Origin of the sequence: Bosea sp. ANAM02, assembly GCF_011764485.1 — a bacterium.
In the GTDB taxonomy this organism is placed as follows: Bacteria; Pseudomonadota; Alphaproteobacteria; order Rhizobiales; family Beijerinckiaceae; genus Allobosea.
In genome coordinates, this window is sequence record NZ_AP022848.1 from 1,925,783 (window position 1) to 1,950,238 (window position 24,456).

21 protein-coding genes are annotated in these 24,456 nt (G+C 67.5%); 7 read left to right on the top strand and 14 right to left on the bottom strand.

What is annotated here, in order from left to right; translation table 11 throughout:
• The first annotated feature begins 170 nt into the window (after window positions 1–170).
• On the top strand, window positions 171–1,700 hold the full coding sequence (locus tag OCUBac02_RS09285) for a glucosamine inositolphosphorylceramide transferase family protein (protein ID WP_173045133.1): 1,530 nt from the start codon (window positions 171–173) through the stop codon (window positions 1,698–1,700).
• Here the strand turns inward: OCUBac02_RS09285 and OCUBac02_RS09290 are convergent.
• The 10 genes from OCUBac02_RS09290 to OCUBac02_RS09335 all read right to left on the bottom strand — a co-directional run bounded on the left by OCUBac02_RS09290 (window position 1,624) and on the right by OCUBac02_RS09335 (window position 13,843).
• Window positions 1,624–2,787: a GNAT family N-acetyltransferase gene (locus OCUBac02_RS09290; RefSeq protein WP_173045135.1), complete on the bottom strand. Its 1,164-nt coding sequence runs from the start codon at window positions 2,785–2,787 to the stop codon at window positions 1,624–1,626. The two genes, OCUBac02_RS09285 and OCUBac02_RS09290, sit on opposite strands and share 77 nt — an antisense overlap.
• Window positions 2,784–3,797: a sterol desaturase family protein gene (locus tag OCUBac02_RS09295; RefSeq protein WP_465247767.1), complete on the bottom strand. Its 1,014-nt coding sequence runs from the start codon at window positions 3,795–3,797 to the stop codon at window positions 2,784–2,786. Before OCUBac02_RS09295 ends, OCUBac02_RS09290 begins: the two co-directional genes overlap by 4 nt.
• A gap of 189 nt (window positions 3,798–3,986) precedes the next feature.
• Window positions 3,987–5,009: a GGDEF domain-containing response regulator gene (locus tag OCUBac02_RS09300; RefSeq protein WP_047576950.1), complete on the bottom strand. Its 1,023-nt coding sequence runs from the start codon at window positions 5,007–5,009 to the stop codon at window positions 3,987–3,989.
• Between the two features lie 13 nt (window positions 5,010–5,022).
• On the bottom strand, window positions 5,023–6,042 hold the full coding sequence (gene cheB / locus OCUBac02_RS09305) for a chemotaxis response regulator protein-glutamate methylesterase (protein WP_173045137.1): 1,020 nt from the start codon (window positions 6,040–6,042) through the stop codon (window positions 5,023–5,025).
• A gap of 28 nt (window positions 6,043–6,070) precedes the next feature.
• The gene (locus OCUBac02_RS09310; protein WP_173045139.1) at window positions 6,071–8,335 is read right to left on the bottom strand and encodes a hybrid sensor histidine kinase/response regulator; all 2,265 of its coding nucleotides are present in this window, start codon (window positions 8,333–8,335) and stop codon (window positions 6,071–6,073) included.
• Complete coding sequence (locus tag OCUBac02_RS09315; RefSeq protein WP_173045141.1) at window positions 8,332–9,027, bottom strand: chemotaxis protein CheW; 696 nt, start codon at window positions 9,025–9,027, stop codon at window positions 8,332–8,334. Before OCUBac02_RS09315 ends, OCUBac02_RS09310 begins: the two co-directional genes overlap by 4 nt.
• Entirely contained in the window at window positions 9,027–10,301 is a 1,275-nt protein-coding gene (locus OCUBac02_RS09320; protein ID WP_173045143.1) for a CheR family methyltransferase, read from the bottom strand. Before OCUBac02_RS09320 ends, OCUBac02_RS09315 begins: the two co-directional genes overlap by 1 nt.
• The gene (locus tag OCUBac02_RS09325) at window positions 10,301–10,765 is read right to left on the bottom strand and encodes a chemotaxis protein CheW (RefSeq protein ID WP_173045145.1); all 465 of its coding nucleotides are present in this window, start codon (window positions 10,763–10,765) and stop codon (window positions 10,301–10,303) included. The genes OCUBac02_RS09320 and OCUBac02_RS09325 overlap by 1 nt, the downstream gene beginning before the upstream one ends.
• A gap of 26 nt (window positions 10,766–10,791) precedes the next feature.
• Window positions 10,792–12,423 carry a methyl-accepting chemotaxis protein gene (locus tag OCUBac02_RS09330; RefSeq protein ID WP_173045147.1) on the bottom strand — a complete coding sequence of 544 codons (1,632 nt, stop codon included), beginning with the start codon at window positions 12,421–12,423 and terminating at the stop codon, window positions 10,792–10,794.
• Window positions 12,424–12,565: 142 nt separating this feature from the next.
• On the bottom strand, window positions 12,566–13,843 hold the full coding sequence (locus OCUBac02_RS09335) for an NAD(P)/FAD-dependent oxidoreductase (protein WP_173045149.1): 1,278 nt from the start codon (window positions 13,841–13,843) through the stop codon (window positions 12,566–12,568).
• 147 nt (window positions 13,844–13,990) lie between these two features.
• Here OCUBac02_RS09335 and OCUBac02_RS09340 point away from each other — a divergent pair, with 147 nt between their 5' ends.
• Complete coding sequence (locus OCUBac02_RS09340) at window positions 13,991–15,478, top strand: M81 family metallopeptidase (RefSeq protein ID WP_173045151.1); 1,488 nt, start codon at window positions 13,991–13,993, stop codon at window positions 15,476–15,478.
• Window positions 15,479–15,491: 13 nt separating this feature from the next.
• Here OCUBac02_RS09340 and OCUBac02_RS09345 read toward each other — a convergent pair whose 3' ends face one another.
• Together OCUBac02_RS09345 and OCUBac02_RS09350 are read right to left on the bottom strand one after the other, a co-directional pair.
• The gene (locus OCUBac02_RS09345; protein ID WP_173045153.1) at window positions 15,492–17,657 is read right to left on the bottom strand and encodes a TRAP transporter permease; all 2,166 of its coding nucleotides are present in this window, start codon (window positions 17,655–17,657) and stop codon (window positions 15,492–15,494) included.
• A gap of 169 nt (window positions 17,658–17,826) precedes the next feature.
• The gene (locus tag OCUBac02_RS09350; RefSeq protein WP_156134763.1) at window positions 17,827–18,807 is read right to left on the bottom strand and encodes a TAXI family TRAP transporter solute-binding subunit; all 981 of its coding nucleotides are present in this window, start codon (window positions 18,805–18,807) and stop codon (window positions 17,827–17,829) included.
• A gap of 260 nt (window positions 18,808–19,067) precedes the next feature.
• On the opposite strand from OCUBac02_RS09350, the gene OCUBac02_RS09355 reads away from it, so the two are divergent.
• Entirely contained in the window at window positions 19,068–20,291 is a 1,224-nt protein-coding gene (locus OCUBac02_RS09355) for an MFS transporter (RefSeq protein ID WP_173045155.1), read from the top strand.
• 115 nt (window positions 20,292–20,406) lie between these two features.
• On the opposite strand, the gene OCUBac02_RS09360 is transcribed toward OCUBac02_RS09355, so the two are convergent.
• Window positions 20,407–21,153: a superoxide dismutase gene (locus OCUBac02_RS09360; RefSeq protein ID WP_173045157.1), complete on the bottom strand. Its 747-nt coding sequence runs from the start codon at window positions 21,151–21,153 to the stop codon at window positions 20,407–20,409.
• Between the two features lie 248 nt (window positions 21,154–21,401).
• On the opposite strand from OCUBac02_RS09360, the gene OCUBac02_RS09365 reads away from it, so the two are divergent.
• Both OCUBac02_RS09365 and OCUBac02_RS09370 read left to right on the top strand, forming a co-directional pair.
• On the top strand, window positions 21,402–22,874 hold the full coding sequence (locus tag OCUBac02_RS09365; protein WP_173045159.1) for a methyl-accepting chemotaxis protein: 1,473 nt from the start codon (window positions 21,402–21,404) through the stop codon (window positions 22,872–22,874).
• Window positions 22,875–22,925: 51 nt separating this feature from the next.
• Window positions 22,926–23,393: a response regulator gene (locus tag OCUBac02_RS09370; protein WP_047578676.1), complete on the top strand. Its 468-nt coding sequence runs from the start codon at window positions 22,926–22,928 to the stop codon at window positions 23,391–23,393.
• 261 nt (window positions 23,394–23,654) lie between these two features.
• On the opposite strand, the gene OCUBac02_RS09375 is transcribed toward OCUBac02_RS09370, so the two are convergent.
• The gene (locus OCUBac02_RS09375) at window positions 23,655–23,807 is read right to left on the bottom strand and encodes a hypothetical protein (protein WP_156134715.1); all 153 of its coding nucleotides are present in this window, start codon (window positions 23,805–23,807) and stop codon (window positions 23,655–23,657) included.
• Between OCUBac02_RS09375 and OCUBac02_RS09380 the strand changes: the two genes are divergently transcribed.
• Entirely contained in the window at window positions 23,800–24,081 is a 282-nt protein-coding gene (locus OCUBac02_RS09380) for an STAS domain-containing protein (RefSeq protein WP_047578675.1), read from the top strand. The two genes, OCUBac02_RS09375 and OCUBac02_RS09380, sit on opposite strands and share 8 nt — an antisense overlap.
• Window positions 24,082–24,086: 5 nt before the next feature.
• Entirely contained in the window at window positions 24,087–24,446 is a 360-nt protein-coding gene (locus OCUBac02_RS09385) for a response regulator (protein ID WP_047578672.1), read from the top strand.
• Window positions 24,447–24,456 lie beyond the last annotated feature (10 nt).

A 24,456-nucleotide genomic window follows, 5' to 3' on the forward strand; every position in this document is an offset into this window, starting at 1 on the left:
GACTCTTTCGGGCTGCGGCACCGGTGGCGACCATGCCATCGACTTCTTAACAAGCCCCGCTCGACAGCCCATGCACTGCGGCAGCACGGCTAACGAAATCGAAATCCTGCTATGGCAGGTTGCGGCCCGCTCGCGGATCGCCCGATGCGCGCAGCGGCGTTAGGTGGGGCATGCGACTGACGTTGAACATCGATGCGTCGCCGCTGCGGCGATGGCATCTCCTCCTGATCGATCGCCTGCGGAGCGTTGCCGACATCGAACTGTCGGTCTCGCTGCCGGAGGTCGACCCTCCGGATCAGAGCGGGCTCGGGCCGCTGTTCCGTGTCGAGGGCCTGCTTCATAACCTGCGCTCCGATGGCCTGTTCGCCAGGGCGTCGCGGACGGAGCTGACCGTTCCGACCCACCGCCCGGGAGTTGATCCCGATCCCGATCTGGTGCTCGACCTCGGAGACGGGGCTGCAGGCGCATCGGAGCGCCGCTGGCTCCTGCATGTCGACGGCGAGGTGGGGGAGGGCGCACTCGTTGCCGCCCTGCTGTCCGGACGGATGCCTCTGGTCGAGCTGAGGGCAGGCGGTGCGCTGATCTCTGCCGGTCGGCCGGGAACGGAATATGGCCGTATTCTCCTGGCGACACTGGACGACGTCCTCAGCCGCCTCGTGACGTTGATCGTGGCCGCGGTATCCGGTGTCAGACTGCGCGTTCCTGCCCTGCCGCCGACCGAGATCGAGCAGGCGGTGGCTCCTGCGGCGCAGGGGGGCATGGCGCAGACCGTCGTCAAGGCGGGTGTCTCGAAGGCGATCGAACTGGTCTATCGGAGCTGTTTCCACGCGCCGCACTGGCGGGTCGGTTGGCGCAGGCTCGACGGTCCGGATCTGTTCTCGTTGAAACGTCATCCCGATGGCGGCTGGACCGATCTGCCGGATGACGGCACCCGCTTCTATGCCGATCCGTTCCCGATCCTGCATGAGGGCCGTCTCACACTCTTCGTCGAGGATTTCGTCCACGCGACCGGCAAGGGCATCGTCTCGGCGGTCGAATTCGGGCCGGATGGCCCCTTGGGCACCCCCGAACCCGTCCTCGAGCAACCGGGCCACCTGTCCTATCCCTTCGTCTTCGCACGGGACGGCGAAGTCTGGATGATCCCGGAAAGCTGCAGCGCGGGGCGGGTCGACCTGTTCCGAGCCACCGCCTTTCCAGGCGGCTGGGTGAAGGAGGTCGCCCTGATCGACGGCGTCACCGCAAGCGATGCCACGCTCATCGAGCGCGACGGCCTGTGGTGGCTGTTCGCGACGGTGCGGGATGGTGGCGGATCGTTCTCGGATGCGCTGCATCTGTGGTCGGCACCGGATTTTCGCGGTCCCTGGACGCCCCATCCGCGCAATCCCGTGCTGATCGATATCGCCTCGGCGCGCCCGGCCGGGGAGATGATCATCCGCGACGGGCAGTTGCTGCGTCCGGTGCAGGATTGCCGTCTGGGCTATGGCAAGGCGCTCGGCATCGCCCGGGTCACGCAGCTCGACGGCGACGGCTTCGCGCAGGAGGTCGAGAGCATCATCGAGGCCGGGGGGCCGCTTTGGCCCGGCCGTCGCCTGCACAGCCTGAACAGCGCGGGCGGCTTCGAATTCATCGATGGCTCGGCGATGGTTCGGCGGAATCCGCTGGCGCGCCGGAAGCCTGCGGCCGCGCTCGCCAGTTCCTGAAGGCGTGGCCGGCGTTGTCGGCCAGCATGGCGAGCCGGCCGACCAGCGTGCGCGCGCCGGTCACCGAATCCAGCCTCTCGGATTCCGTGGCGAAGCGCCGCTTGAAATCCTCGCCGCCGCACATGAAGTCGACCATCTCCAGCCCCTGGTCGATCGACCACTGGATATAGTCCATCATCAGGACCATGCCGGGCGAGGCACGCTCGAATTCCGGGTCGTAGGTGGTGATGAAAGCCATCATCCGCCGGCGCTGCACGACATTGATCGAGACGGCGACGATCGTGCCGGCCAGTTCCAGCACGAAGACATGGAGGATGCCGAGGCGACGCATCACCGCGACCAGTGCGGCGAGCGCCGGCGCGCCTTCGTCGAACAGGTCGGAGGCGCGGCCATGCCGCTCCAGCCATGCGCGCTTCAGGGCGGCGACGCGGGCGAGCACCGGCTCCAGCGGCTCGTCCGGCCCCATCAGTCGAAAGCGGAGCTCGCCGGCCTCCTCCATGAATTTCCGGCCGCGCCGGTAGTTCTGCCGGGTCTTTTTCGACTGCGCCTCGAACCAGTCCGTCCCGCGCTGCCAAGGGCCGGCGACGCGATAGCTGATTTCGCTGCGATGGTTCGGCCGCAAGGTGCCGGCCGCGACGTCCGGGGCGATGAGGCTCCGGATCGCGGCGTCCGGCAGGAGCCGGTTGAGATAGAGCATGTCGAAGCGGCCGGTCGCGGCGATCTCCCACCACAGCGCGGCGACGGCGTCGCGGTTGCGGTCCGGGGCGAGCAGCGCATCACCATAGTCGCTATGCTCCTTGGCGGCCCATTCCAGAACGGTCACGCCGCGCCGGCGAAGCGTGGCGAAGGGCAGAGCAGCTTCGAGCGTGGCGCCGTTCCAGACCAGGCCGATCACGAGATCGCGGTCTTCGCGGCGTGTCGCGGTGCGCCACCAGGCATCGATCCAGGCATGGCTCTGGAAGACGAGGCCGTCGGCGCGCTGCCACAGCACATCCCAGGCCGGGGCGAGCGCGGCGAACTCCTGATAGGCGGTGACGATCTCGATTTCCCGACCGCCTGTCGCAGCGAGCCGCTTCCGGAGCGTCACGACCGGGTTTCCTCGATCTCCGGGGCAGTCTCCCGCCTGGCCCGCGGGCGCAGGCGCAGCCTGATCTGGTGCCACATCCGCCTGAGCGGCATGAGATAGAGACCGGAGAGCGACTGGTAGTCGCGGACATTGCGCTCCATCAGCCCGAATTTGAAGTCCTCATCGGGCTTCGGCACGCAGAGCGTCCCGAAGAAGCGGTCCCAGAACGAGAACAGCAGCCCGAAATTCTTGTCGTAATGGCGCGGGTCGACGCTGTGGTGCAACTGGTGCCAGTGCGGGCAGAGCACGACATTGTTGAGCGGCCCGAACGAGATCTTGAAATGCGTGTGCCGGACGAAGTCCATCATCAGGATGTTGCGCATCACATAGACATTGATGCCGAAGACGGTGAGCTCGACCAGATTGAGCGAGACCAGCGACCAGATGCCGAAGCAGATGCCTGGGATGACGCCGTCCCAGGCGCGGTTCATCAGCTCGTCCAGCGGATGGACACGGTCCTTGGTAATGCCGACCATGACCTCGGCGGAATGATGGACCTTGTGCAGCTCCCACAGAATCGGGAAGCGGTGCTGCGCGACATGGTAGAAATAATAGGAAATGTCGTAGGCGAGGAGCATCGTCGCGGTGAAGATCACCGTGGTGACGGGGCCGGCCGGGCCGGGGATCAGCGGAGGGTCGATCTGGAACAGCGCCGCCAGCAGCCGGTTGGTGGCATAGCCGACCGCCACGACGAAGGTGATCCCCGCGGGCAGCATGAGGAAGGGCATGATCGCCTTGCGCGTGACCCAGAACAGCAGGTCTGCCTTCGCCGAGGGATGCGTGATGATCTCGTGGGGGAACACGAAGTCGAAGAATTCGCGGAAGCTGCGCTCCTTGGTGGTCCTGAGATAGGCGACGAGCGCGCTGACGAGCGCCGTCAGCAGGAGCAGCCCGGTCGTCACCAGACTCGTGGCCGAAATCTTGTCCAGGATCTTGCCGACGAAGTCGGTCATCTCAGCAAACATCGGCATCTCGATCATCGATGCGGGACCACATCTCCGGCCGCAGGTGATTAAACCTTCAGGCGGCACGATGATAGGCCAACGGCCGGTGCGATGCCATTTCTGGTTAAGCCGGCGCGACCGCAATCGCAGAATGTCGGTAAAGCAGGACCGGGCGGCCGGCTCTCAGTCGCCGGCCTTTCATTGCGACGTCATCGCTCAGCGATCGGGCGAAAGCTCCGCATAGACCAGGCGGTTGCGGCCTTCGTTCTTGGCACGGAACAGGGCGAGGTCGGCGGCATTGACGAGCCGGGCGGGATCGCCTTCGGCATCGGGCCAGGCGGTCGCGACGCCGACGCTGATCGTCACCCGATCGGCGCCATGAGCGATATTGAGGTCGCGCACGCCCTGCACCAGGCGCTCGGCGACATGGCTGGCGCCTTCCTGCGGGACGCCGGTCAGGATCACCACGAACTCCTCGCCGCCGAAGCGTGCGGCGAGATCGGTCGAGCGGGTCGAGCCTTCCTGGACGACATGGGCGATCTGCTTCAGCACGTCGTCGCCGGCGAGATGGCCATAGGCGTCGTTATAGCGCTTGAAATGATCGACATCGATCATCAGCACCGAGAGCGGGCTCTGGCTGCGCTGGCAGCGCTTCCATTCGGCGGCGAGGTACTCGTCGAAATAGCGGCGGTTGCCCAGTCCGGTCAGGCCGTCGATCCGGGTCAGGCGCTCCAGCTCGAGATTCGCGCGCATGAGTTCGCGCTGGCTCTCGCGCAAGGCGCGGTAGGCCTCGTCGCGCTGGAGATGATCGAGATAGGCGCGGGTGTGATAGCGCACCCGGGCGATCAGCTCGATCTTGTCGGGCAGCTTGACCAGGTAGTCGTTGGCGCCGGCCTGGAATGCCTCGCTCTTGGTCGCCGGGTCCTCCTTGGTGGAGAGCACGATGACCGGAACGGCATGGAGCGCCGGATGCTTGCGGTATTGCCGGACGAGGTCGAGCCCGTCGACGCCGGGCATGACGAGATCCTGCAGGATGACGGTCGGCTTGACGCACTGGGCGATCTTGATCGCCTCCAGCGGATCGGTGCAGTAGTGGAAATCGACATCGCCGTGATGGGCGAGCGCGCGCCGCACCGCCTCGCAGACCATGACCTGATCGTCGACCAGCAGGACCATGGACAGGTAGCTGTCGGCCGGCGCCGGGACATCAGGCAGGGAAGATTTCGTTTCGCCTGTCATGGGGCAACCTTCATCACGACGACGGAGCGCACGCCTCGGTCAGGCGGGGAGCGATCGCGGCCAGCGGCAGGATCTCCGCTGCCGCGCCGATCGCGGCGGCGGCTTTGGGCATCCCGTAAACCGCGCTTGTGGCCTTGTCCTGCGCGATCGTCAAACACGGCCTGTCGCGCAGCAGCTTCAGTCCACGGGCGCCGTCGCGGCCCATGCCCGTCAGCAGGACGCCGACCGGGTCTCCCTGCCAGCGTTCCGCGACGCTTTCGAAGAACACGTCGACCGACGGGCGATAGGGATAATCGCGCGGCTCGGCCCGGTAGCCGAGCTCCCCGCTGGCGTTGAAAACGAGGTGATCGTCGCTCGCGGCGATCAGGACGGTCCCGCGCTTCGGCCGATCGCCTTCGCGGGCCGGGCGGACGGGCAGGCGGCAATGCTGGCAGAGCCAGCTCGCGAAGCCCGGCACGAACTGCGCGTCGAGATGCTGGACCAGGATGATCGGCGCCGGGAAATCGGGAGCCAGCCCGCCGAGCAGGGTCGCCACCGCCGCCGGGCCGCCGGCCGAGGCGCCGATCGCGACGAGACGCTGGGAGGGGGAGGTGGGCGCCGGCGGGCGGTGCCGGCTCGGATTGACCGGTGGCAGGCTGCGCGACAGGCGGCCTATGGTGGCGATCCGCGCCAGCAGGGCGGCCGTCTGGGTCGAGGTGTGGCCGCCGAGGCCGACGCTGGGAATGTCGACCGCATCGAGCGCGCCATGGCCCATCGCCTCGTAGACGCCGGAGACATTGGCATCGACGCTGGCGGTGACCAGCAGGATCGGGCAGGGCGTCTCGGCCATGATCCGGCGCGTCGCCTCGACGCCGTCCATCTCCGGCATGTTCAGGTCCATCAGGATCAGGTCGGGCCGGTCGCGCCGGCAGGCCTCGACCGCTTCGCGGCCGTTCATGGCAATCCAGGCGGTTTCGTGCTCCGCCGTCGAAGCGATGACGCGTCGCAAAAGCTCGACCGCCATCGGCAGGTCGTTGACCAGACCGATCCTCATGAAACGCCCCCACAGCGCATGCTCTGATTCATGGCTCGCCGATCAGGTCGACGACCGCATGGATCAAAGTTTCGTCGTGGAAGCTCCCTTTGGTCAAATAGTAATCGGCGCCGGCGTCGAGGCCTCGGCGGCGATCCTCCTCGCGGTCCTTGTAGGAGACGATCATCACCGGCAGGTTGCGCAGGCCGGGGTCGCGCTTGATCAGCGTGACGAACTCGATGCCGTCCATGCGCGGCATGTCGACATCGGTGACGACAAGGTCGAAAGCGTCGGAGCGGACGGCGTTCCAGCCGTCCATGCCGTCGACGGCGACCTCGACCTCGAAGCCGTGATGGTCGAGCAGCTTGCGCTCCAGCTCGCGCACCGTCAGCGAATCGTCGACGACGAGGACGCGCTTTCGGCGCTTCTGACCGGTGCGTGTCACGCTGCGCTCCAGCGTCCTCAGGCGCCCGCCGGAGACCAGCTTCTCCATCGAGCGGATCAGGTCATCGACATCGAGGATCAGCACCGGCGAGCCGTCATCGAGCAGGGCGGCGGCGCTGACATCCTTGACCTTGGCGAGGCGCGGGTCGAGCGGCCGGACGACGAGCTCGCGCTCGCCGAGGAAGCGGTCGACGACCAGCGCATAGAGATTGTCGCCCTCGCCGACGACGACCGTCGCCAGCTCGGCCTCGTCCGTTGCGGCTTCGCCCCGGCCGAGGATCTCGTGGGCGGTGACGAGCCCGACCTGCTGCTCGCCATGGCGGAAATGCGGGCGACCCTCGAGCAATTCGATCGTGTCGCGCGGCAATCGCAAGGCGCGGGCGATCGCCGTCAGCGGCAAGGCATAGGGCTCTCCGTCGATCTCGACGAGAAGCGCGCGGATCACCGACAGGGTCAGCGGGAGCTGGAGCTGGAAGCGGGTGCCGATACCGGGCTCCGACGCGATCGTGACCTGGCCGCGCACCTGCCGGACCATGGCCTGCACGGCATCGAGGCCGACGCCGCGGCCGGAGATGTCGCTGACCGTCGCCTTCATCGAGAAGCCGGGCAGGAAGAGGAATTCGAGCAGTTCCTCCTCGCTGAGGTCCCAGACCGTCTCGGCCGTGGTGAGGCCGCGCGCCAGCGTCGCCTGCCGGAGCGCCTCGACATCGATGCCGCCGCCATCGTCCGAGACGATGATCTGGAGCAGGCCGGCATTGTGCCGGGCCTCGAGCCGGATCAGGCCCTCGGCCGGCTTGCCGGCGGCGCGGCGCTGCTCGGGCGCCTCGATGCCGTGATCGACGGCATTGCGCAGGAGATGGCCGAGGGGCGCGTCGAGCTGGTCGAGGATGTCGCGGTCGATGCTGGTGGCGCCGCCGACGATGTCGAGGCGCACGGTCTTGCCGAGCGCCCGGCCGATATCGCGGACATTGCGCTGGAAATGCCGGACGCCGTCCTCGAAGGGGCGCATGCGGCTTGCCAGCGTCTCGTCATAGAGCCGGTTGGCGAGATCGGTCGCGCGCCGGTCGACGGTGTCCATCTCGTCGAGGCGTTGGGCGAGGAGCGCCTGGCCCTCGGCCAGCTTGAGTTGTGCGGCTACCAGAGCCTGCGCCGCGCGGCTGTCGGCCTCTACCGGCATGGCGGCGCGCAGATCCTCGAAGCTCTTGGCGAGTTCAGCCTGGATGCGCCGCAGCCGCAGCAAGCCGTCGTTGAACGGGCGCAGCCGCCGCGCCGACATCAGCGACTCGCCAGCGAGGCCGAGCAGGCGGTTCAGGCTGTCGGCGGTGACCCTGACCATGCACTCGCCGGCTGCGCCGTCTCCGGCGGACGGTGCTTCCGGGGCGGCGACAATCGCCGGAGCGGCCACTGGCATGACGGGCTCTGCACTGGCCGGCTCGGCATCGTATTGAGGGGTGTCCGGTGCGGCGGTGTCGGCTTCCTCGGAAGCGCTGCGCAAGGTCTGTGTGAAAGCCGCGATCCGCCTCTTCATCTCCGCTTCCGGCTCGTCCGATCCGGCGGAAATCGTGGCGAGGAGATCGATGCCGGCGAGCAGCGCGTCGACATGCCTGCGGTTCAGCCGGATACTGCCGTGCTGCGCGGCGACGAGGCATTCCTCCATCTCGTGCGCGACCTGGACGGCCGGCGTGAGATCGATGATCCGGGCTGCCCCCTTCAGGGAATGGGCCGCGCGCATGCAGGCTTCGAGATGGGCGGCGGCGGCCGGGTCGCGCTCGAGGGCGAGCAGTCCGGTCGTGAAGGCCTGCGACTGGGCCGCGAGTTCGGCCCGGAACAGGTCGAGCATGGAGAGGTCGCTGAGATCCTCGCCGCTCATGCGATGCTCCGGTCGATCAGGTCGAGCAGGCGTGTCGCATCGAGGCAGCCGACCGCGCGGCCGTTCCACGGGATCATCGTCGCGACGACGCTCGCCGCCGAGCGGCCGACGGTCGCCGGCACCGCGCCGCGCTCATGGGCGCGATAGGCATGGAGGCCGTGGACCTCGTCGACCTCGAAGGCGACGTGTTTCGTCTCCTCGCCGGTGACGACGAGGCGCGGGAAGACGGCGATGCGATCGGTGCCGCGGGAGCTGGCCGTCCCGCCTATGCCGAGCAGGGCCGGCAGCGAGACGCAGATCAGCAATTCACCGCGAACGTTGACGATGCCGCGCACCGCCTCGCTGCGGCGATGCGGCAGGGAATGGACCGGGCGCGGCTCGGCGATCTCGCGGCAGATCGCGGCCGGCAGGCCGAGCCATTCCTCGCCGATGCGGAAGATCAGGACGCTGTCGATCTCCTCGCCGTCGGGCGCTTCGTCATCTGGTCTCGCGAAATGCCGCGTCCACGCGTCGCGATAGCCCGGCGGCAGGGGACGATCGAGCAGCTTGCGGGCGATCTCAGCATGGGTCGGGCAGTTGCGGCAGTGCAGATGCTCGTCCAGCTCCGGGCAGGAGCGGTCGCCGCTGACGCCGATCTCGCGCCAGCATTCCTCGATGTCGTCGTTCGTCATCGGGTTGGTTTCGGCGGACATCAGGTGCCGCTCCGCTTGGCCAGCCGGTCGAGCCTGTCGGCCAGGGCCTTGGCGCCGCTATGGTCACCCAGGCGCTGCTGGAGCAGCCGGAGCTGGGCGAGCGCCCGCTGATGGTCCGGCGCGAGATAGAGCGCCTTGCGGTAGTTGCGCATCGCGTCCTCGGTGGCGTCGGCGGCATCATGGGCAAGCCCCAGCCAGTAGAAGGCATCGGGCGCCGGGCCGAACTCGGCGATATGGCGCTCGGCGGCGGCACGCAGCTCGGTCAGCCGGCCGGCATCGGCGGTGCGCTCGATCTCGGCGAGGCTCGCGGCCGCACGGTCCGGCGCGGGCGCCGACGGCTGGGCGGGATCGGGCTTGCGCTCGAAGGGGCGCGGCGCAGGGCGCGATGCCACCTGCGCCCGCGGCAGGAGGGCGGTCTGCGCCGGAGCGGACCTGGGTTTTCGGGCGACGGGCGGCTCGGCCGCCTTTGCTGGCTTGGCCCGTGCCTTGACGAAGGCGAAGGCGCGCGGGAAGCGCACCGAGGCGAAGCCGCACAGGGCCGGCAGGCCGGATTCGGCCGGGCCGACCAGCAGCAGCCCGTCATCGGCCAGCATCTGCCTGAGCCGGACCAAAGCGGCGCCTTGCGTTTCGCGATCGAAATAGATCAGCAGGTTCCGGCAAAAGGCGACATCGTAAATGTCCTGCCCGGCTTGCGTCTCCGCTGCGAGCACGTTGCCGAGGCGGAAACGGACCTGCCGGCGGACGCTATCATGCGGCCTGAATCCCCCTTCCGCTGCTTCGAAATAGCGGTTGCGGAAGGCGATGTCGGCGCCTCGGAAGGAGTTCCTGCCGTAGATCGCGCGCTGGGCATGGACGAGGTTGCGGCTGCTGACATCGATCGCGTCGATCTGGAAGCTGCCGTCCGGGAAGCCGGCATCGAGCAGGGCCATCGCGATGGAATAGGGCTCCTCGCCGGTCGAGCAGGGCAGGCTGAGCAGTTTCAGCGGGCGGTTGCCGACCCGGTTCTCGCGCAGATGGCGGACCATCGCGCCGAAGGCCTCGCGATCGCGGAAGAACCAGGTCTCGGGCACGATGACGGCATCGACCAGCTCCTGCCGCTCGGCCGGGTTTCCCGTCACGAAGGCCCAGTAGGCGTGCAGGTCGGGGATGGCGCAGGCGGTCATGCGCCGCTTCAGGGCATGGCGGATGACGGAGGCGCCGACCGTCTCCATGCTCAGGCCGATGGTGTCCCGGAGCAGCTTCTCGAAGTCCCGGATCGGAGCGGCCTCGTCCATCACGACTCGGCCGCTTGCTGACGGAACAGGATCTCGCGGATTTCGCGCGTGAGCAGGGCTTCGCCCCGGACCCACTGGATCAGCCCGCGCTCGTCGCTGGCGACCGGCCCGAGATAGGGCGGCAGGCCGGCCTCGACGCCGGATACGGCGAAATCGGCCCGATCGCGCTCGATCGTCTCGACGGCCTGCTCGACCAGCAGGCCGAGAAGATCGTCATGGCCCGGGGCGGATGGATAGCGCAGCAGGATGATGCGGGTGCTCAGGCGCGGCTCGGCCGGCCGCCCGAGCGCCAGAAGCGCGAGGTCGACGACGGGCACCGGCCGGCCGCGATAGCTGATCACGCCTGCAACGCCCACGGGCGCACCCGGCAATTGCTTGGTCGCGAGCAGCGGCAGCACGGTCTCGACCTGCCCGGTATCGAGCACGTAGCGATCCTGCCCTAGCTGGAACATCAGAAACAGCATCTCGCGGTTCCGTTCCGCCTTTCAGATCAGGCCCGCAGCTTGAAGCGCGAGATCGAGCTGCGCAGCCCGTTCGAGACCTGGTTGAGCTCGTCGATGGCGAGCGTCGACTGCTGCAGCGATTCGACCGTCTGCTGCGCGGCCTCGCTGAGCTGGGAGAGGGCCTCGCTGATCTGGCCGGCGCCGGTCGCCTGCGCCTGCATGCCTTCGTTGGCGCCCTCGAAGCGCGGCACCAGCCCCTGGACCTGCTCGATGATCTCCGAGAGCTGCCCGCCGACCTGCTGGACCTCCTGCATGCCGCGACGGACCTCTTCCGAGAACTTGTCCATACCCATCACGCCGGCAGCGACGGCCGACTGGATGTCCTTGACCATCTGCTCGATATCGTAGGTCGAGACGGCCGTCTGGTCGGCGAGGCGGCGGATCTCGGTCGCGACCACGGCGAAGCCGCGGCCGTATTGCCCGGCCTTCTCGGCCTCGATCGCGGCGTTGAGCGAGAGCAGGTTGGTCTGGTCGGCGACCTTGGTGATGGTGGTGACGACCTGGTTGATGTTGCCGGCCTTCTCGCTGAGGATCGCGAGCTTGGCGTTGATCGCGCCGGCGGCCTCCATCACCTGCCGCATCGTGCTTTCCATGCGCGCGAGCCCGGCCTGCCCGCCATTGGCGAGCGTCGCGGTCTGCTCGGCGACGGCCGAGACCTCGTCCATCGTATGGGCGAGTTCGTTCGAGGTGGCGGAGATCTCCTTCGCGGTCGCGCCGATCTCGGTCGTGGTAGCGGCGATCTCGTTAGCCGTCGCCTGCTGTTCCTTCGAGGTCGCGGCAACCTCGGTAATCGAGGTGTTGACCTGGATGCTCGACTTCTGGATCTGGCCGATCAGCGCGGCGAGGTCGTCGGCCATCGCGTTGGCGCCGTCGGCGAGCGTGCTGAACTCGTCGCGCCGCGCTAGCGTCAGGCGCTCGCTGAAATCGCCGCGCCGCATGTGATCGACGATGCCGAGCAGCTTGCCGAGCGGCACCGTGACGGCCCGGAACAGCAGGATGCCGCAGAGGATCGCCAGAGCGAGCGCGATCGCGAAACAGACGACGAGACCGAGCTCGGCAGAGCGAACGATGCCAACGATCTGACGCGTCGAATTGTCGGCTTCGGCCTTGTTGAAATCGACCATCTCGCGCAGAGCGTCGCGCATTTTTGCGGCGATCGGGTCAAGATCGTTGCGGACGGCGGCGGATTGATCGGGCAACGGCGTGGTCACGTCCTTCCCGATGGCGAGAACGGCATCCTCGGCGCGCTCGTACTGGGTGAGCAGTTGCGCCGCCAGCGCGTGGTTGCGTCGGTCCGTCTCCGTCGTGATCACGCTCTCGTAGGATTTGATCAGCTCGCGCAGCCTTCCGCGATTGGCCAGAACTGCGTCACTCGTCTGCTTTTTCGCGGTGGGATTGTCTGCCCGCGCATGTTCGCGCGCCAGCCCGGTCGTGTTTGCCCAAAGCGCCATCAACTGCGCGCTGTAGTAGAGGCTCGGGACCGTCTTGGTCTCGACCTCGATCACTTCCCGCTCGGTCTGGAGGAACCAGAGATAGCTGGCACCCGCCATGGCGGACATCACCGCGAGGATGGCGGCGAAGCTGATCAGGATGCGGCGGCGTATCGTCAGGCTCTTCATCGCTCAATCCATCGTTGCGGCACGCCCGGTCGCTTCGGGCTGCCGCATGAACCGAAGCGTGCGCAGATCATCGTTAGCGAGGAGTTATTGCGTCTCCGTTGCGGAAACGCGTCGCAATGATGCCTGTGGAGCGCGGTAGCCGTCAGGCGCTGCCGCTCCGGGGCAGGAAGCGCTCGGCCGCGAAGGGGATGGGGTCGCAGAGCGTCGGTGCGCCGGTCATCATCTCCGCGAGCAGGCGGCCGGTCACAGGGCCGAGCGTGAAGCCGTGATGGGCGTGCCCGAAGGCGAACCACAGGCCGCGATGGCGCGGGGCCGCGCCGATGATCGGCAGCATGTCGGGCAGGCAGGGGCGGGCGCCGCGCCAGGGCTCGGCGTCGAGGCGGCGACCGAGCGGCACGATCTGCCGTGCGATCCGCTCGGCCCGGTCGAGCTGCCAGGAATCGGAGGGCTCGTCGCGGCCGGCAATCTCGATCCCCGTCGTCAGGCGGATGCCGCGCCGCATCGGGGTCACCACGAAGCCGGCCTGGGCGTCGCAGAGCGGATGCCGGGGACCGGTACCGTCGGCGCTGTCGTAATGCATGTGGTAGCCGCGCTTGAAGCCGAGCGGGAAGCGATAGCCGAAACGCTCGCAGAGATCGCTCGACCACGGGCCGAGGGCGACGACCGCTTCCGCGGCCCGCCAGCTTCCGCCCTCGGCGGACAGCCGCCATGCCCCGCTGTCTTGCCGCAGGTCCGCAGCATCCGCAGGCTTCAGCAGGCCGCCTCGCGCCACGAAGAGCGCGGCATAGGCGCGCGTCACCGCGCCGGGATCACTGACCGTGACGGGGTCGCGCCAATGCACGGCGCCGGACACGCTGCCGGGGAGCAGGCCGGGCTCAAGGCGGCGCAGCGCGTCCTCGTCGAGCGGGTCATAGCTGAGACCGTAGGCCGAGAGTTCGGCCGCTCCCCGTGTCGCCGCCTCGAAGCCCTTCCGGGTTCGGTAGAGCTCGATCCAGCCTTCGCCCCGCATGAGGGCCTCGGTGCCGGCGGCTTTCGTCCAGCGCCGGTGCTCGTCGATGCAGTTCTCGATCAAGGGCAGGATCGAGCGGCCGAGCCTGTCCAGTCGATTGGGGGCCGAATTCCACCAGTAGCGCGCGAGCCAGGGCGCCATCCGCAGCAGCGCAGCCGGGCGATAGCGCACGGCGATGGAGCGGTTCGACGCAAGGCTCGCGAGCGTCGCGATGTCGCGCGGGAAGGCATAGGGCACGACGGAGGAGCGCTCGATCAGCCCGGCATTGCCGTGGCTGGTCTCGGCACCCGGCTCGCCGCGATCGACGAGCAGAACGCGCCGGCCGCGTTCCTGGAGGTGCAGCGCCACGCTGACGCCGACGATGCCAGCACCGAGCACGATCACATCGGCTTGTTCAGTCGCGGTCGTCATCTTCGCCGGAATCCTCCCCACCTGCCCGGAATAGGCGCAGCGGAGCCGAGCCTCAAGCGCAGCCTTTTGACAGCCGTAGGGAAAGATATCTTGATCGGCCGGAACGTGGGCGCGCCGATGCCGCAGACGCTTCGCCAGAGGAACGCCATGAGCTTCACCATCCTGACCGCCGAATTCTCGCATGAGAGCAACACCTTCAGCCGCTGCCCGGCCGATTACGCCGCCTTCACCGATCGCGGAATCCAGCTCGGCGACGACGCCATCGCCGCACGGGCCGAGGCCAACACGCCGATCGCCGGCTTCCTCGATATCGGCCGTCCGGCCGGATGGACGGTCATCCACGCGATCAGCGCCGCCGCCCAGCCTTCCGGCCCGGTGACGCGCGATGCCTTCGAGCGGATCGCCGGCGTCATCGTCGCGACGGCGAAGGCTCATGCAGGACAGATCGACGGCGTGCTGCTCGGCCTGCACGGCGCCATGGTCACCGAGTTCTGCGAGGACGGGGAGGGCGATTTGCTGGAGCGGGTCCGCGCCGTGCTCGGGCCCGACGTGCCGATCGGCATCACGCTCGATCCCCATGCCAACGTCACCCGCAAGATGACCGAGCTCGCCGATATCGTCGTCTCCTACAAGACCTATCCGCATGTCGATATGCGCGAGATCGGCAAGCTCGCGGCCGGCATCCTGCAGCGGACGATGACGGGCGAGATCAGGCCGGTGACGCTGCGGGCCGAGCGGCCGATGCTGGAGGAGGTCAATGGCGGGCGCACCGATATCGGCCCGATGGTCGCGCGCATCGCCAGGGCCCGGGCCTATGAGAAGGAAGCCGGCGTCTTCGCCGTCAGCGTCAATGGTGGCTTCGGCAATGCCGATATCCATGAGGTCGGGCCGACGGTGCTCGTGACCTGCGAGGGCAACCGCGAGAAGCATCAGGCCTTCGCCGAAGCGCTGATGGAGGACATGTGGCAGCGCCGCTTCGAGAAGGTCACGAATTTTCTCTCGGTCGAGGACGCTGTCGCGGAAGCCAGCTCCTATGTCGCGACGAAGGGGCCGCTGATCATCGCCGATTATGCCGACAATCCCGGCGGGGGCGGCTATGGCGACGCGACCGGCCTGCTCGAGGGCATGATCGAAGCCGATCTGAAGGATGCCTGTTTCGGGCCGATTGTGGATCCCGAGGTTGCGGCCGAGCTGCGCAAGGGCACGCCAGGCTCGACGGTCTCGGTCCGGCTCGGCGGCAAGGTCGATCCCGAAATCGGCGGCGGGCCGCTCGCGCTCACCGGGACGCTGGTCAGCGTCAGCGACGGAGACTATGTCGGCGACGGCCCGATGATGGGCGGATTGCAGGCGAGTTGGGGGCCCTGCGCCGTGCTGCGTGTCGGCGATGTCGAAATTCTGGTCACGACGATCCGCGCCCAGATGAACGACCTGCAGCAGTTCCGCGCCTTCGGCATCGATCCGGCGGCCAAGCGCGTCGTCGGGCTAAAATCGATGCAGCATTTCCGCGCCGCCTTCGAGCCGATCGCCGGGAAGGTGATCGTCTGCGATAGCGGCGCGCTCTGCACGCCCGATCTCGGCAAGCTGCCCTATCGCCGGGTGCGGCGGCCGCTCTTCCCGCTCGACAGGGCAGGGTAAGGCGGCCTTGCACTCAAGCGGGTGCGGCCGCGGCCTTGCGGGCGATGACCTGCCTGAGCAGCACGGGCGCGGCGATGACGAGCCCTATCCCGGCCGAATAGGGCGTTGCCACGATCAGCGGCAGGGCCGCCAGCGCAAGGACCAGCCGCTCCCACATCACCAGCGGCGCCAGCAGCCAGGCCGAGAAGGCGCCCGAAAGCAGGGTGATGCTGGTAAGGCAGGCAGTGGTCGAGCCGAGGAACTCCGTCCAGGTGAAGCCCGGCGCCATGATCAGCATGGAGGGCGAGAACACGAAGACGAAGGGCACCATCACCTTGCCGAGCGCGAGCCGGAAGGCGGTGTTGCCGGTCTTGAACGGGTCGGCGCCGGCCATGCTCGCCCCGGCATAGGCGGCGATCGCCACAGGTGGCGTGATGTCGGCGAGGACCCCGTAGTAGAACACGAAGAAATGCGCCACGAGCGGGTTGACGCCGAGCATGCCGAGCGCGGGCGCCGCCACCGTCACCATGATGATGTAGTTCGCCGTGGTCGGCACGCCGCAGCCGAGCAGGATGCAGACGATGCCGGTCAAGAGCAGCGTGAAGAACAGCGTCGCGCTCTTGATGTCGAAGGGCAGGAAGGGGACGAGGTCGATCAGGCCCTTGGCCCATTGATCGGCGAGCGAGGTCACGATCCAGGAAATCTTGAAGCCGACGCCGGTCAGCGTCACCACGCCGACGATGATGCCGACGGTCGCTGCCGCCGCGCCGACGCCGATCGCGTATTTCGCGCCGAGGACGAAGGCATCGACCATGTCGTTGACGCGGCGGCGGCCCTCGGTCGAGCGCAGCAGCACGCCATGCGCCATGACGGCGAAGGCGGCGATGACCAGGGCGGCGTTGACGCCGGGAACGCGCAGCAGCTCGGTCGGCGCTGCGACGCCGATGGCGAGCGCCAGAGCGAGCGCGGCGCCGGCGCGGTAATGCGCGAGGCCGACCAGCATGCAGCCGGTGATGCCCCAGAAGGCGGCGAGGTAGGGCGTGTAGCCGGTGAAGAGCACGACGATCAGCGCGAAGAGCGGGGCGACGGTCGGCCAATCGCGGGCGAAGACCTCGCGCAGCTTGGGCGCCTCGGCATCGGTCAGGCCGCGCATGCCGTTTCGGCGGGCCTCGAAATGCACCTGCATCAGCACGCCGAAGAAATGCATCATGGCCGGTACGACGGCCGCGATGACGATCGTCGCGTAGGGCAGGTTGAGGAACTCGACCATCAGGAAGGCGGCGGCGCCCATGATCGGCGGCGTGATCTGGCCGCCTGTCGCGGCGGTCGATTCCACGGCCGCCGCGAAATGGCGCTGGTAGCCGAGGCGGATCATCATCGGGATGGTGAGCGAGCCGACCGTGACGGTGTTTGCGACGGAGGAGCCCGAGATCATCCCGAACAGGGCCGAGCCGAAGATCGAGACCTTGGCCGGGCCGCCGGCGAAGCGGCCCGCGACGGCGGCGGCGACGCCGAGGAAGAGGCGGCCGAGGCCGATCCGGGTCGCCAGCACGCCGAACAGCACGAAATGGAAGACATAGGTCGCGACGACGCCGAGCGCGACGCCATAGACGCCCTGGCTGGTCAGGTACAGATGATTGACGAGGTTCGACCAGGTCGCGCCCGGATGCAGGAAGATGCCGGGGAACCAGTTGCCGAAGATCGCATAGACGATGGCGAAGAGCGCGATCAGCGGCAGGCCCCAGCCGATGGCGCGGCGCGTCGCCTCGATCATCAGGACGATGGTGATCGTGCCCATCGTCACGTCGAGCGGCGAGGGATTGCCGACGCGGAAGGCGAGGTCCTCGAAGATCCAGGGCACGTAGAGGCTGGCGACCGCGACCGCGATCGCGAAAATCCAGTCATAGAGCGGCACGCCGCCAGGGCGGAACACGGTCGAGGGATAGACGGTGGCGGCCTCGCTCTTGCGGGCGGCGAAGACGAGGAAGATCAGCCCCAGCACGAAGGCGAGATGGATGCCGCGATGGGTGGTCTCGCGCAGCAGGCCGAAGCCGGCGGTGTAGTAGTGGAAGGCCGAGAGCGCGAGCAGCAGGCCGCCGATCAGCAGCGCGGTGCCGTGCGGCACCTTGCGGAACTGCATTTCCGGATCGAGTTCTTCCTCGAGCCTGGCGAGTTCGGCGGCGGAGGGCTGATGGGCCATGGAGGAAACCTCGGCGGTCGAGCTGGGAGCAGCGCGGTCCGCGCCGTTAAGGAAGTGCCGTCATGCCGGCCGAAGCGTAGCGTAGAGCCGGGATCCGTGCCGGTATGGATCCCGGGTCGGGCTTTGCCCGCCCGGGATGACGGATCAGATGTACGGATGCGGGGGCTGCTTACTTCAGCAGGCCGGCTTCCTTGTAGAACTTCTCGGCGCCCGGATGCAGCGGCACGCCCTGCAGGCCCTTGAGCGCGGTCTCCTTGCGGATCACCTTGCCCTTGGCATGGCCGGCATCGAGCGCGGCGCGGGCCTTGTCGCTCCACAGCCCCTTGGTCACGGCATAGACCGTGTCGGCCGAGATCTTGGAGGAGGTGACCCAGTGGGCGCCGACCGCGACGGTCTTGACCGCCCCGACATCCTTGTAGGTGCCGGCCGGGATCTCGTCGGCGGCGAAGAACGGCGATTCTTTCGCGAGCTTCTCGGCCGGGGCGCCGGTGATCGGCAGGATGTCGATGCCCGAGCCGGTCGAGGCGAGCTCGGAGATCGCCGCTGCCGGATAGCCGCCGGTGAAGAAAAAGGCATCGACCGAGCCGTCCTTCATCTTCTCGGCCGCCTGGTTCGGCTTGAGATATTCGGCCGTGATGTCCTTTTCGGTCACGCCGAAGGCAGCGAGGATCGCCTTGGCGTTGAGCAGGGTGCCGGAGCCCGGCTCGTCGAGCGAGACCTTCTTGCCCTTGAGATCGGCCACGCTCTTCACGTTCGAGGCCTTGCGGACGACGAGATGGACGCTCTCGGGGTAGAGATTGGCGATGGAGCGCAGTTCGGCGACCTTCGGCTTGCCCTCGTAGACGCCCGTGCCGGAATAGGCCCAGAAGGCGACGTCGGCCTGGACGAAGCCGGATTCAGCCGCGCCGCCGACGATGGCGTTGACATTGGCGACCGAGCCGTTGCTGGCGACCGCGGTCGCGACAAGCTGCGGCGGGGCGGAGATCGCGTTCGCGATCAGGCCGCCGATCGGATAATAGGTGCCGGCCGTACCGCCTGTGCCGATGCGGAAGAAGGCCGGAGCCTGGGCGACGGCGATGCCGGCCGCCACGGCGACGGCGCCGAGCGCGAGGCCGGCGGCGGCGAATTTCGAACGAAGACGCAGAGACATTCAATCAACCTCCCGTGAAAGGGGGCAATCTCGGCAGGATCGGGCGCGGGATCAATCGGAAATTCGACTCGGTGGGTTCGATCAACAGCGATCTGTTCCGGAAAGATGGCCTCCGGGGCGCGAAAGCGGGCCAGTCATGCGGTGGAGGCATTGCCGTGGTGCCGGCTCATGAAATTGTGCGGCCAACGGCGATCCTTTAGAGCCTTCGACCGCATCCGAGGCGGGAATCGGCCTGCCGGAGATGCCGCGGGACCTTCGATATGACCGCCAGCGCGCCGACCGCCTCCCTGCCGCAACGGGCCATGATGCCGGTGCTGATCGCCCTCAGCGTGACTCATCTGCTCAACGACATGATCCAGTCGCTGATCCCGGCGATCTATCCGATCATCAAGGAGGCGTACCGGCTCGATTTCGGCCAGATCGGGCTGATCACGCTGACCTTCCAGGTCGCGGCCTCGCTGCTGCAGCCGGCGGTCGGGCTCTATACCGACAAGCACCCGATGCCCTATTCGATGGTGGTCGGCATGGGCTTCACGCTCTCGGGGTTGATCGGGCTGGCCTATGCCGGCAGCTACGGCTTCCTGCTGCTCTCGGCGGCCTGCGTCGGCATCGGCTCCTCGATCTTCCACCCGGAGGCGACGCGGATGGCGCGCAACGCGTCGGGCGGCCAGCACGGGCTGGCGCAGGGCATCTTCCAGGTCGGCGGGCAGACCGGCGGAGCGCTCGGACCGCTGCTGGCGGCTTTCATCATCGTGCCGCGCGGGCAGGGCAGTCTCGCGTGGTTCTCGGTCGCCGCTCTCGTCGCGATGATGCTGATGGTCTGGACGGCGGCGAGCTATGCGCGGCTTGACAAGGCGCGGCCGCCCAAGTCCGCTGCGGCGAGTGCGCCGGCAGCCCGGCCGGGCAAGCGCTCGGTCGCCTTCGCGATCACCATCCTGATCATCCTGCTGTTCTCGAAGAACGCCTATTCGGCGAGCTTCTCGTCGTTCTACACCTTCTACCTGATGGGCAAGTTCGGCATCTCCGTGCAGAACTCGCAGGTGATGCTGTTCCTGTTCCTCGCCTCCTCGGCGGCGGGCGCGCTGGGCGGCGGCATGCTGGGAGACCGGATCGGCCGCAACAAGATCATCTGGTTCTCGATCCTGGGCGCGCTGCCCTTCACGCTGATCCTGCCCTATGCGGACCTGTTCTGGACCGGCGTGCTGACGATCGTGATCAACCTGATCATGTCGAGCGCCTTCGCCGCGATCCTGATCTATGCGCTGGAACTGCTGCCCGGCCGCGTCGGGCTGGTCGGCGGCTTCTTCTACGGGCTGTCCTTCGGGCTCGGCGGTCTCGCGGCGGCGTTGCTCGGCGAGTTCGCCGACATCCTCGGCATCGAGATGGTCTACAAGCTCTGCTCGTTCATCCCGTTGATGGGCTTGCTCGCCTGGTTCCTGCCGCGGCTGAGCGAGGGCACGAAGGGCGCGAAGGTCGGGCATTAGCGCACAAGGCCGTCATGCTCGGGCTTGACCCGAGCATCTCTGGAAGGAGAGACGCCCTATCCGGCGAGAGATTCTCGGGTCGAAGCTTTGCTTCGCCCGAGAATGACGCGTGTTGTCAGAGCGCGAGCTTGCCGGCCTTGGCGGCGGCGTAGCGCTCGTTGACCTTCTTCCAGTCGACCACGTTCCACCAGCCCTTGAGATAGTCGGCGCGACGGTTCTGATGTTTCAGGTAATAGGCGTGCTCCCAGACGTCGTTGCCGAGCAGCACCATCTGCTTGTCCATGAGCGGGCTGTCCTGGTTCGGCTTGCCGAGCAAGGCGAGCTTGCCGGCCTTGTCGACGGTGACGAAGACCCAGCCCGAGCCGAAGACGCGCAGGCCCGCCGCCTCGAAATCGGCCTTGAACCTGTTGAAGCCGCCGAGATCGCGGGTGATCGCCTCGGCGACCTCGCCGGTCGGCGTGCCGCCGGCGCCCGGCGCCATGATCTCCCAGAACATGCTGTGGTTGGCATGGCCGCCGCCATTGTTGCGGACGAGCGTGCGGATGCTATCCGGGAGCTGGCCGAGATCGGCGATCAGCTCGCCGACCGAGGCCTTGGCGATGACGCCGTTGTCCTTGGCTGCATTGTTCAGGGCGGCGACATAGGCGGCGTGGTGACGGTTGTAGTGGATGTCCATCGTGGCGGCGTCGATATGCGGCTCGAGCGCATTGGCCTCGTATGCGCGCTTCGGCAGCGAGAACGGGCCGGCCGGAGCTGCGGGTGCTGCGGCCTGCGCCCAGACTCGCGGGGCTGCGGCGACGGCGAGAGCGGCGGCGCCGAGACCGATCAGGCCACGGCGGGAGACGGCGGAAACTGCGGTCATGGGGTTCCTCCGGAAAGCGTTCGGGCGTGTCGGCTTCTGGCTCAACGCGCGATGCCCGTTGCGGGTCCGCCGTCGATGCGCTGCCGTTGTAGCATGGGCGTGCATGGCAATTGACCCAACGGCATTATCACGATCCCGTCGCTCGCAAGCCGCGTGGTAAACCGGCCGAACCGGCTCTTAACCGGCGATTTACCGCGTTTCTCTACATTTCCGGAAGAAATCCCTCCGGGTTGAAGAGGCGTCCCGCCATGCATGCACTGGCTCGCAAGCTCGATCTGCCCGTCAGTGCGGCCGCCGCGTGTCCCGTCGAGGAGCCGGCCGGGACGGGCGCCGAGCGCGCGGTGCGCGAGATCGCGGCCCGTTTCGGCAAACTCAGCGCCGAGATCACCGACATCGCCGGGCGCGTCGGCGACGTGACGCAGCAATTCGACAAGCAGACGGCCGGCCTGCGCCGCGTGGTCGGTGCGGTCGAACAGGTGTCAAAGGCCAATAACGCGATCCGGCAGGCGGCCGAGGGCGCGCAGGCTGCAGCGTCGGTCGTCCGCAGCGGCCTCGAACGCGTCACGACCTCGGTGCGGCTCGGGCTCAATGCCGCGCAGGCCGATATCGAAACCTTGTCCAGCGAAGCCCAGTCGATGTCGCAGGTGTTGGCGCAGGCCGTCGGCGACGCGCACAAGGCGCGGGCGTCGAGCGATGCGATCCAGTCGATCACCCGCGAGATTCAGCTCCTGTCGATCAATGCCGGCGTCGAGGCGGCGCGCAGCGGCGAGGCCGGCAAGGGCTTCGCGGTGATCGCGGCTGCCGTGAAGGCGCTGGCCGAGCAGACGCGCGAGGCGACGGCGGCGAGCGCGGCCCAGCTCGACCTGCTCGTGAAGGCGGTCGACGCGGTCGCCCGGCGCAGCCAGGAGAACGCGCAGACGGCGCAGCGCGCGCAGGCGGGCAGCCAGACCATCTCGCAGCAGATCGGCGAGTTCGACAGCTTCGGCCGCTCGGTGGTCGAATTGATCGGCGAGATCGAGGCTGTGTCGCGGCCGACGCGGGAGAATGCGGAGGCCTGCGCCAAGGCGGGGCAGGACCTCGCCGCGCTCGTCGCGGGGGTCGATGCCTCCACCGACAATCTCCAGCAGGCGGGGCAGCGCACCGAGGCGCTGGTCGCGATCAGCGAAGGCATCCTCGGCTCGATCGCGGCATCCGGGGTGAGGACCGCCCAGTCGGAGCTGATCGCGACCGTGATGGAGACCGCCGGCACCATCGGCGAGCTGTTCGAGACGGCGCTGAGCCGCGGCGAGCTCTCGCTCGCCGACCTGTTCGACGAGGCCTATCGGCCGATCCCGGGATCGGACCCGGTCCAGCACATGACGCGCTTCGTCGCGCTGACCGACCGGCTGCTGCCTCCCTTGCAGGAGGAACTCCTGAGCTCGAACGGGCGGATCGTGTTCTGCGCCGCGGTGGATCGCAACGGCTTCCTGCCGACGCATAACCGCAAATATGCGCAAGCCCAGGGCAACGACCCGGTCTGGAACAACGCCAATTGCCGCAACCGGCGCATCTTCGATGATCGGACGGGGCTCGCCGCCGCGCGCAACCGCAAGCCGTTCCTGCTGCAGAGCTACCGGCGCGACATGGGTGGCGGGCAGTTCCTCGTAATGGAGGACCTGTCGGCACCGATCATGGTCAAGGGCCGGCACTGGGGCGCCTTCCGCTTCGGCCTCAAGGTCTAATCGTCGGCCGTGCGTAACCTGTCGAGTTGAGTGAGTTCCTGAGCCAGCGCCATGCATATCGCGCCCGTATTTCCCAATCTCTCGGTGCTCCTCATCGACCCGAGCCCGCATTACCGCCGGATCGTGCGCACGATGCTGTATCAGGCGCAGCTCAACCGCATCTTCGAGGCGTCGGACCTGTCCTCGGCAGCCTCGACCTTTATTCAGAAGCAGCCGAACATCGTGATCCTCGACTGGGACATGCCGGAGGGGAACAGCATCAAGTGCCTGGCGGCGATCCGTTCCTTCAAGACCTCGCCCTTCGCCAAGGCTCCGGTGCTGGTGATGATGGAGCGGCCGGACCGGCGCGCGGTCGTCCAGGCGGCGAAGCTCGGCGCGCATGAGATCGTCACCAAGCCGATCTCGCCCAACAATCTCTGGCTGCACCTGTCCGGCGTCATCAACGTGCCCCGGAAATACAGGGAGGCGGAGGGCAAGATCACGCTGGTGCCGCGCGCGATCAGCAATGCCATCTTCTGACGACTGCCTGTGAACTTCTTCGAAGACGGGCAAGATGCAGGCAGTGCGAAAACTCAGCTTGCCGAAGGCCGGCTCGAGAATACAGCCCTCATCCTGAGGAGCCGCGTGAGCGGCGTCTCGAAGGATGTTCCAGATAGTTCCGGAGCCTCCTGAAGCATCCTTCGAGACTCAGCCTGCGGCTGCCCCTCAGGATGGGGCTGAAGGTCCCGGGTAAGGGTCAATAACGCCAAAGTTGCCGCGAGGGCATCCAAGCAGGCTCTGTCACAGGGCCGCCAAAGCCGACGACAACCGCAGGTAGGCCGCACCTGCCGCGAAAATGCCAAGAGTATTGATGCGGCCGAACATATTTAGCGAAGTTTTTACCAGTTTGACGTGATGCTCCAGGCGCAATCCTGGGTCGCCCTTCATGGTCATCACCGTCTCGCTTCCTCAATTCCTCGGCCGGTCCGAGGCCGCGACGTTCCGAAACCAGCTGCTGGTGGCGCTGGAACAGCGGGAAAGCGTCGCCGTCGAATGCGCCGAGGCCGGGCCGCTGCCCAGCCTCTGGATCCAGCTTCTCCATTCCGCAGCCACCAGCGCCGCCGCGCGGGGGCTTTCGGTCACGCTCAAGGCGGCTTCCGAGGAATGCCGCGAATCCTTGCGGGCGATCGGCTTCGATGCCGCTCACAGCGCTCTCGTTCTGGAGTGACAGGTATGAAAATCCTGGCGATCGACGATACCAAGACCCTGCTCAGCCTGCTCAGCCTGACGCTCCGCAATGCTGGCCATGAAGTGGCCGAGGCCGAGAACGGCGAAGACGGCCTCAACAAGTTCGACCAGTTCCGCCCCGATCTGGTGATCACCGACCTCAACATGCCGATCATGGACGGCATCGAGTTCACCCGCGCCTGCCGCTCGCGCCCCGCCGGGCAGAACACGCCGATCATCGTGCTGACCACGGAGAACGGCGCCGAGATCAAGGCCGAGGGCCGCCGCGCCGGCGCCAGCGCCTGGATGGTCAAGCCCTTCGAACCCAACACGCTGCTCGGCCTCGTCGCGCGCTACCAGAACTGAAGGTCGGCCG

What these genes read in the sequence shown, in the direction of transcription:
- OCUBac02_RS09285 (WP_173045133.1), top strand. Translation starts at nt 171, where the DNA reads ATGCGACTGACGTTGAACATCGATGCGTCGCCGCTGCGGCGATGGCAT.
- OCUBac02_RS09295 (WP_465247767.1), bottom strand. Translation starts at nt 3,797, where the DNA reads ATGCCGATGTTTGCTGAGATGACCGACTTCGTCGGCAAGATCCTGGAC.
- OCUBac02_RS09300 (WP_047576950.1), bottom strand. Translation starts at nt 5,009, where the DNA reads ATGACAGGCGAAACGAAATCTTCCCTGCCTGATGTCCCGGCGCCGGCC.
- cheB (WP_173045137.1), bottom strand. Translation starts at nt 6,042, where the DNA reads ATGAGGATCGGTCTGGTCAACGACCTGCCGATGGCGGTCGAGCTTTTG.
- OCUBac02_RS09310 (WP_173045139.1), bottom strand. Translation starts at nt 8,335, where the DNA reads ATGAGCGGCGAGGATCTCAGCGACCTCTCCATGCTCGACCTGTTCCGG.
- OCUBac02_RS09315 (WP_173045141.1), bottom strand. Translation starts at nt 9,027, where the DNA reads ATGTCCGCCGAAACCAACCCGATGACGAACGACGACATCGAGGAATGC.
- OCUBac02_RS09320 (WP_173045143.1), bottom strand. Translation starts at nt 10,301, where the DNA reads ATGGACGAGGCCGCTCCGATCCGGGACTTCGAGAAGCTGCTCCGGGAC.
- OCUBac02_RS09325 (WP_173045145.1), bottom strand. Translation starts at nt 10,765, where the DNA reads ATGCTGTTTCTGATGTTCCAGCTAGGGCAGGATCGCTACGTGCTCGAT.
- OCUBac02_RS09330 (WP_173045147.1), bottom strand. Translation starts at nt 12,423, where the DNA reads ATGAAGAGCCTGACGATACGCCGCCGCATCCTGATCAGCTTCGCCGCC.
- OCUBac02_RS09335 (WP_173045149.1), bottom strand. Translation starts at nt 13,843, where the DNA reads ATGACGACCGCGACTGAACAAGCCGATGTGATCGTGCTCGGTGCTGGC.
- OCUBac02_RS09340 (WP_173045151.1), top strand. Translation starts at nt 13,991, where the DNA reads ATGAGCTTCACCATCCTGACCGCCGAATTCTCGCATGAGAGCAACACC.
- OCUBac02_RS09345 (WP_173045153.1), bottom strand. Translation starts at nt 17,657, where the DNA reads ATGGCCCATCAGCCCTCCGCCGCCGAACTCGCCAGGCTCGAGGAAGAA.
- OCUBac02_RS09350 (WP_156134763.1), bottom strand. Translation starts at nt 18,807, where the DNA reads ATGTCTCTGCGTCTTCGTTCGAAATTCGCCGCCGCCGGCCTCGCGCTC.
- OCUBac02_RS09355 (WP_173045155.1), top strand. Translation starts at nt 19,068, where the DNA reads ATGACCGCCAGCGCGCCGACCGCCTCCCTGCCGCAACGGGCCATGATG.
- OCUBac02_RS09360 (WP_173045157.1), bottom strand. Translation starts at nt 21,153, where the DNA reads ATGACCGCAGTTTCCGCCGTCTCCCGCCGTGGCCTGATCGGTCTCGGC.
- OCUBac02_RS09365 (WP_173045159.1), top strand. Translation starts at nt 21,402, where the DNA reads ATGCATGCACTGGCTCGCAAGCTCGATCTGCCCGTCAGTGCGGCCGCC.
- OCUBac02_RS09370 (WP_047578676.1), top strand. Translation starts at nt 22,926, where the DNA reads ATGCATATCGCGCCCGTATTTCCCAATCTCTCGGTGCTCCTCATCGAC.
- OCUBac02_RS09380 (WP_047578675.1), top strand. Translation starts at nt 23,800, where the DNA reads ATGGTCATCACCGTCTCGCTTCCTCAATTCCTCGGCCGGTCCGAGGCC.
- OCUBac02_RS09375 (WP_156134715.1), bottom strand. Translation starts at nt 23,807, where the DNA reads ATGACCATGAAGGGCGACCCAGGATTGCGCCTGGAGCATCACGTCAAA.
- OCUBac02_RS09385 (WP_047578672.1), top strand. Translation starts at nt 24,087, where the DNA reads ATGAAAATCCTGGCGATCGACGATACCAAGACCCTGCTCAGCCTGCTC.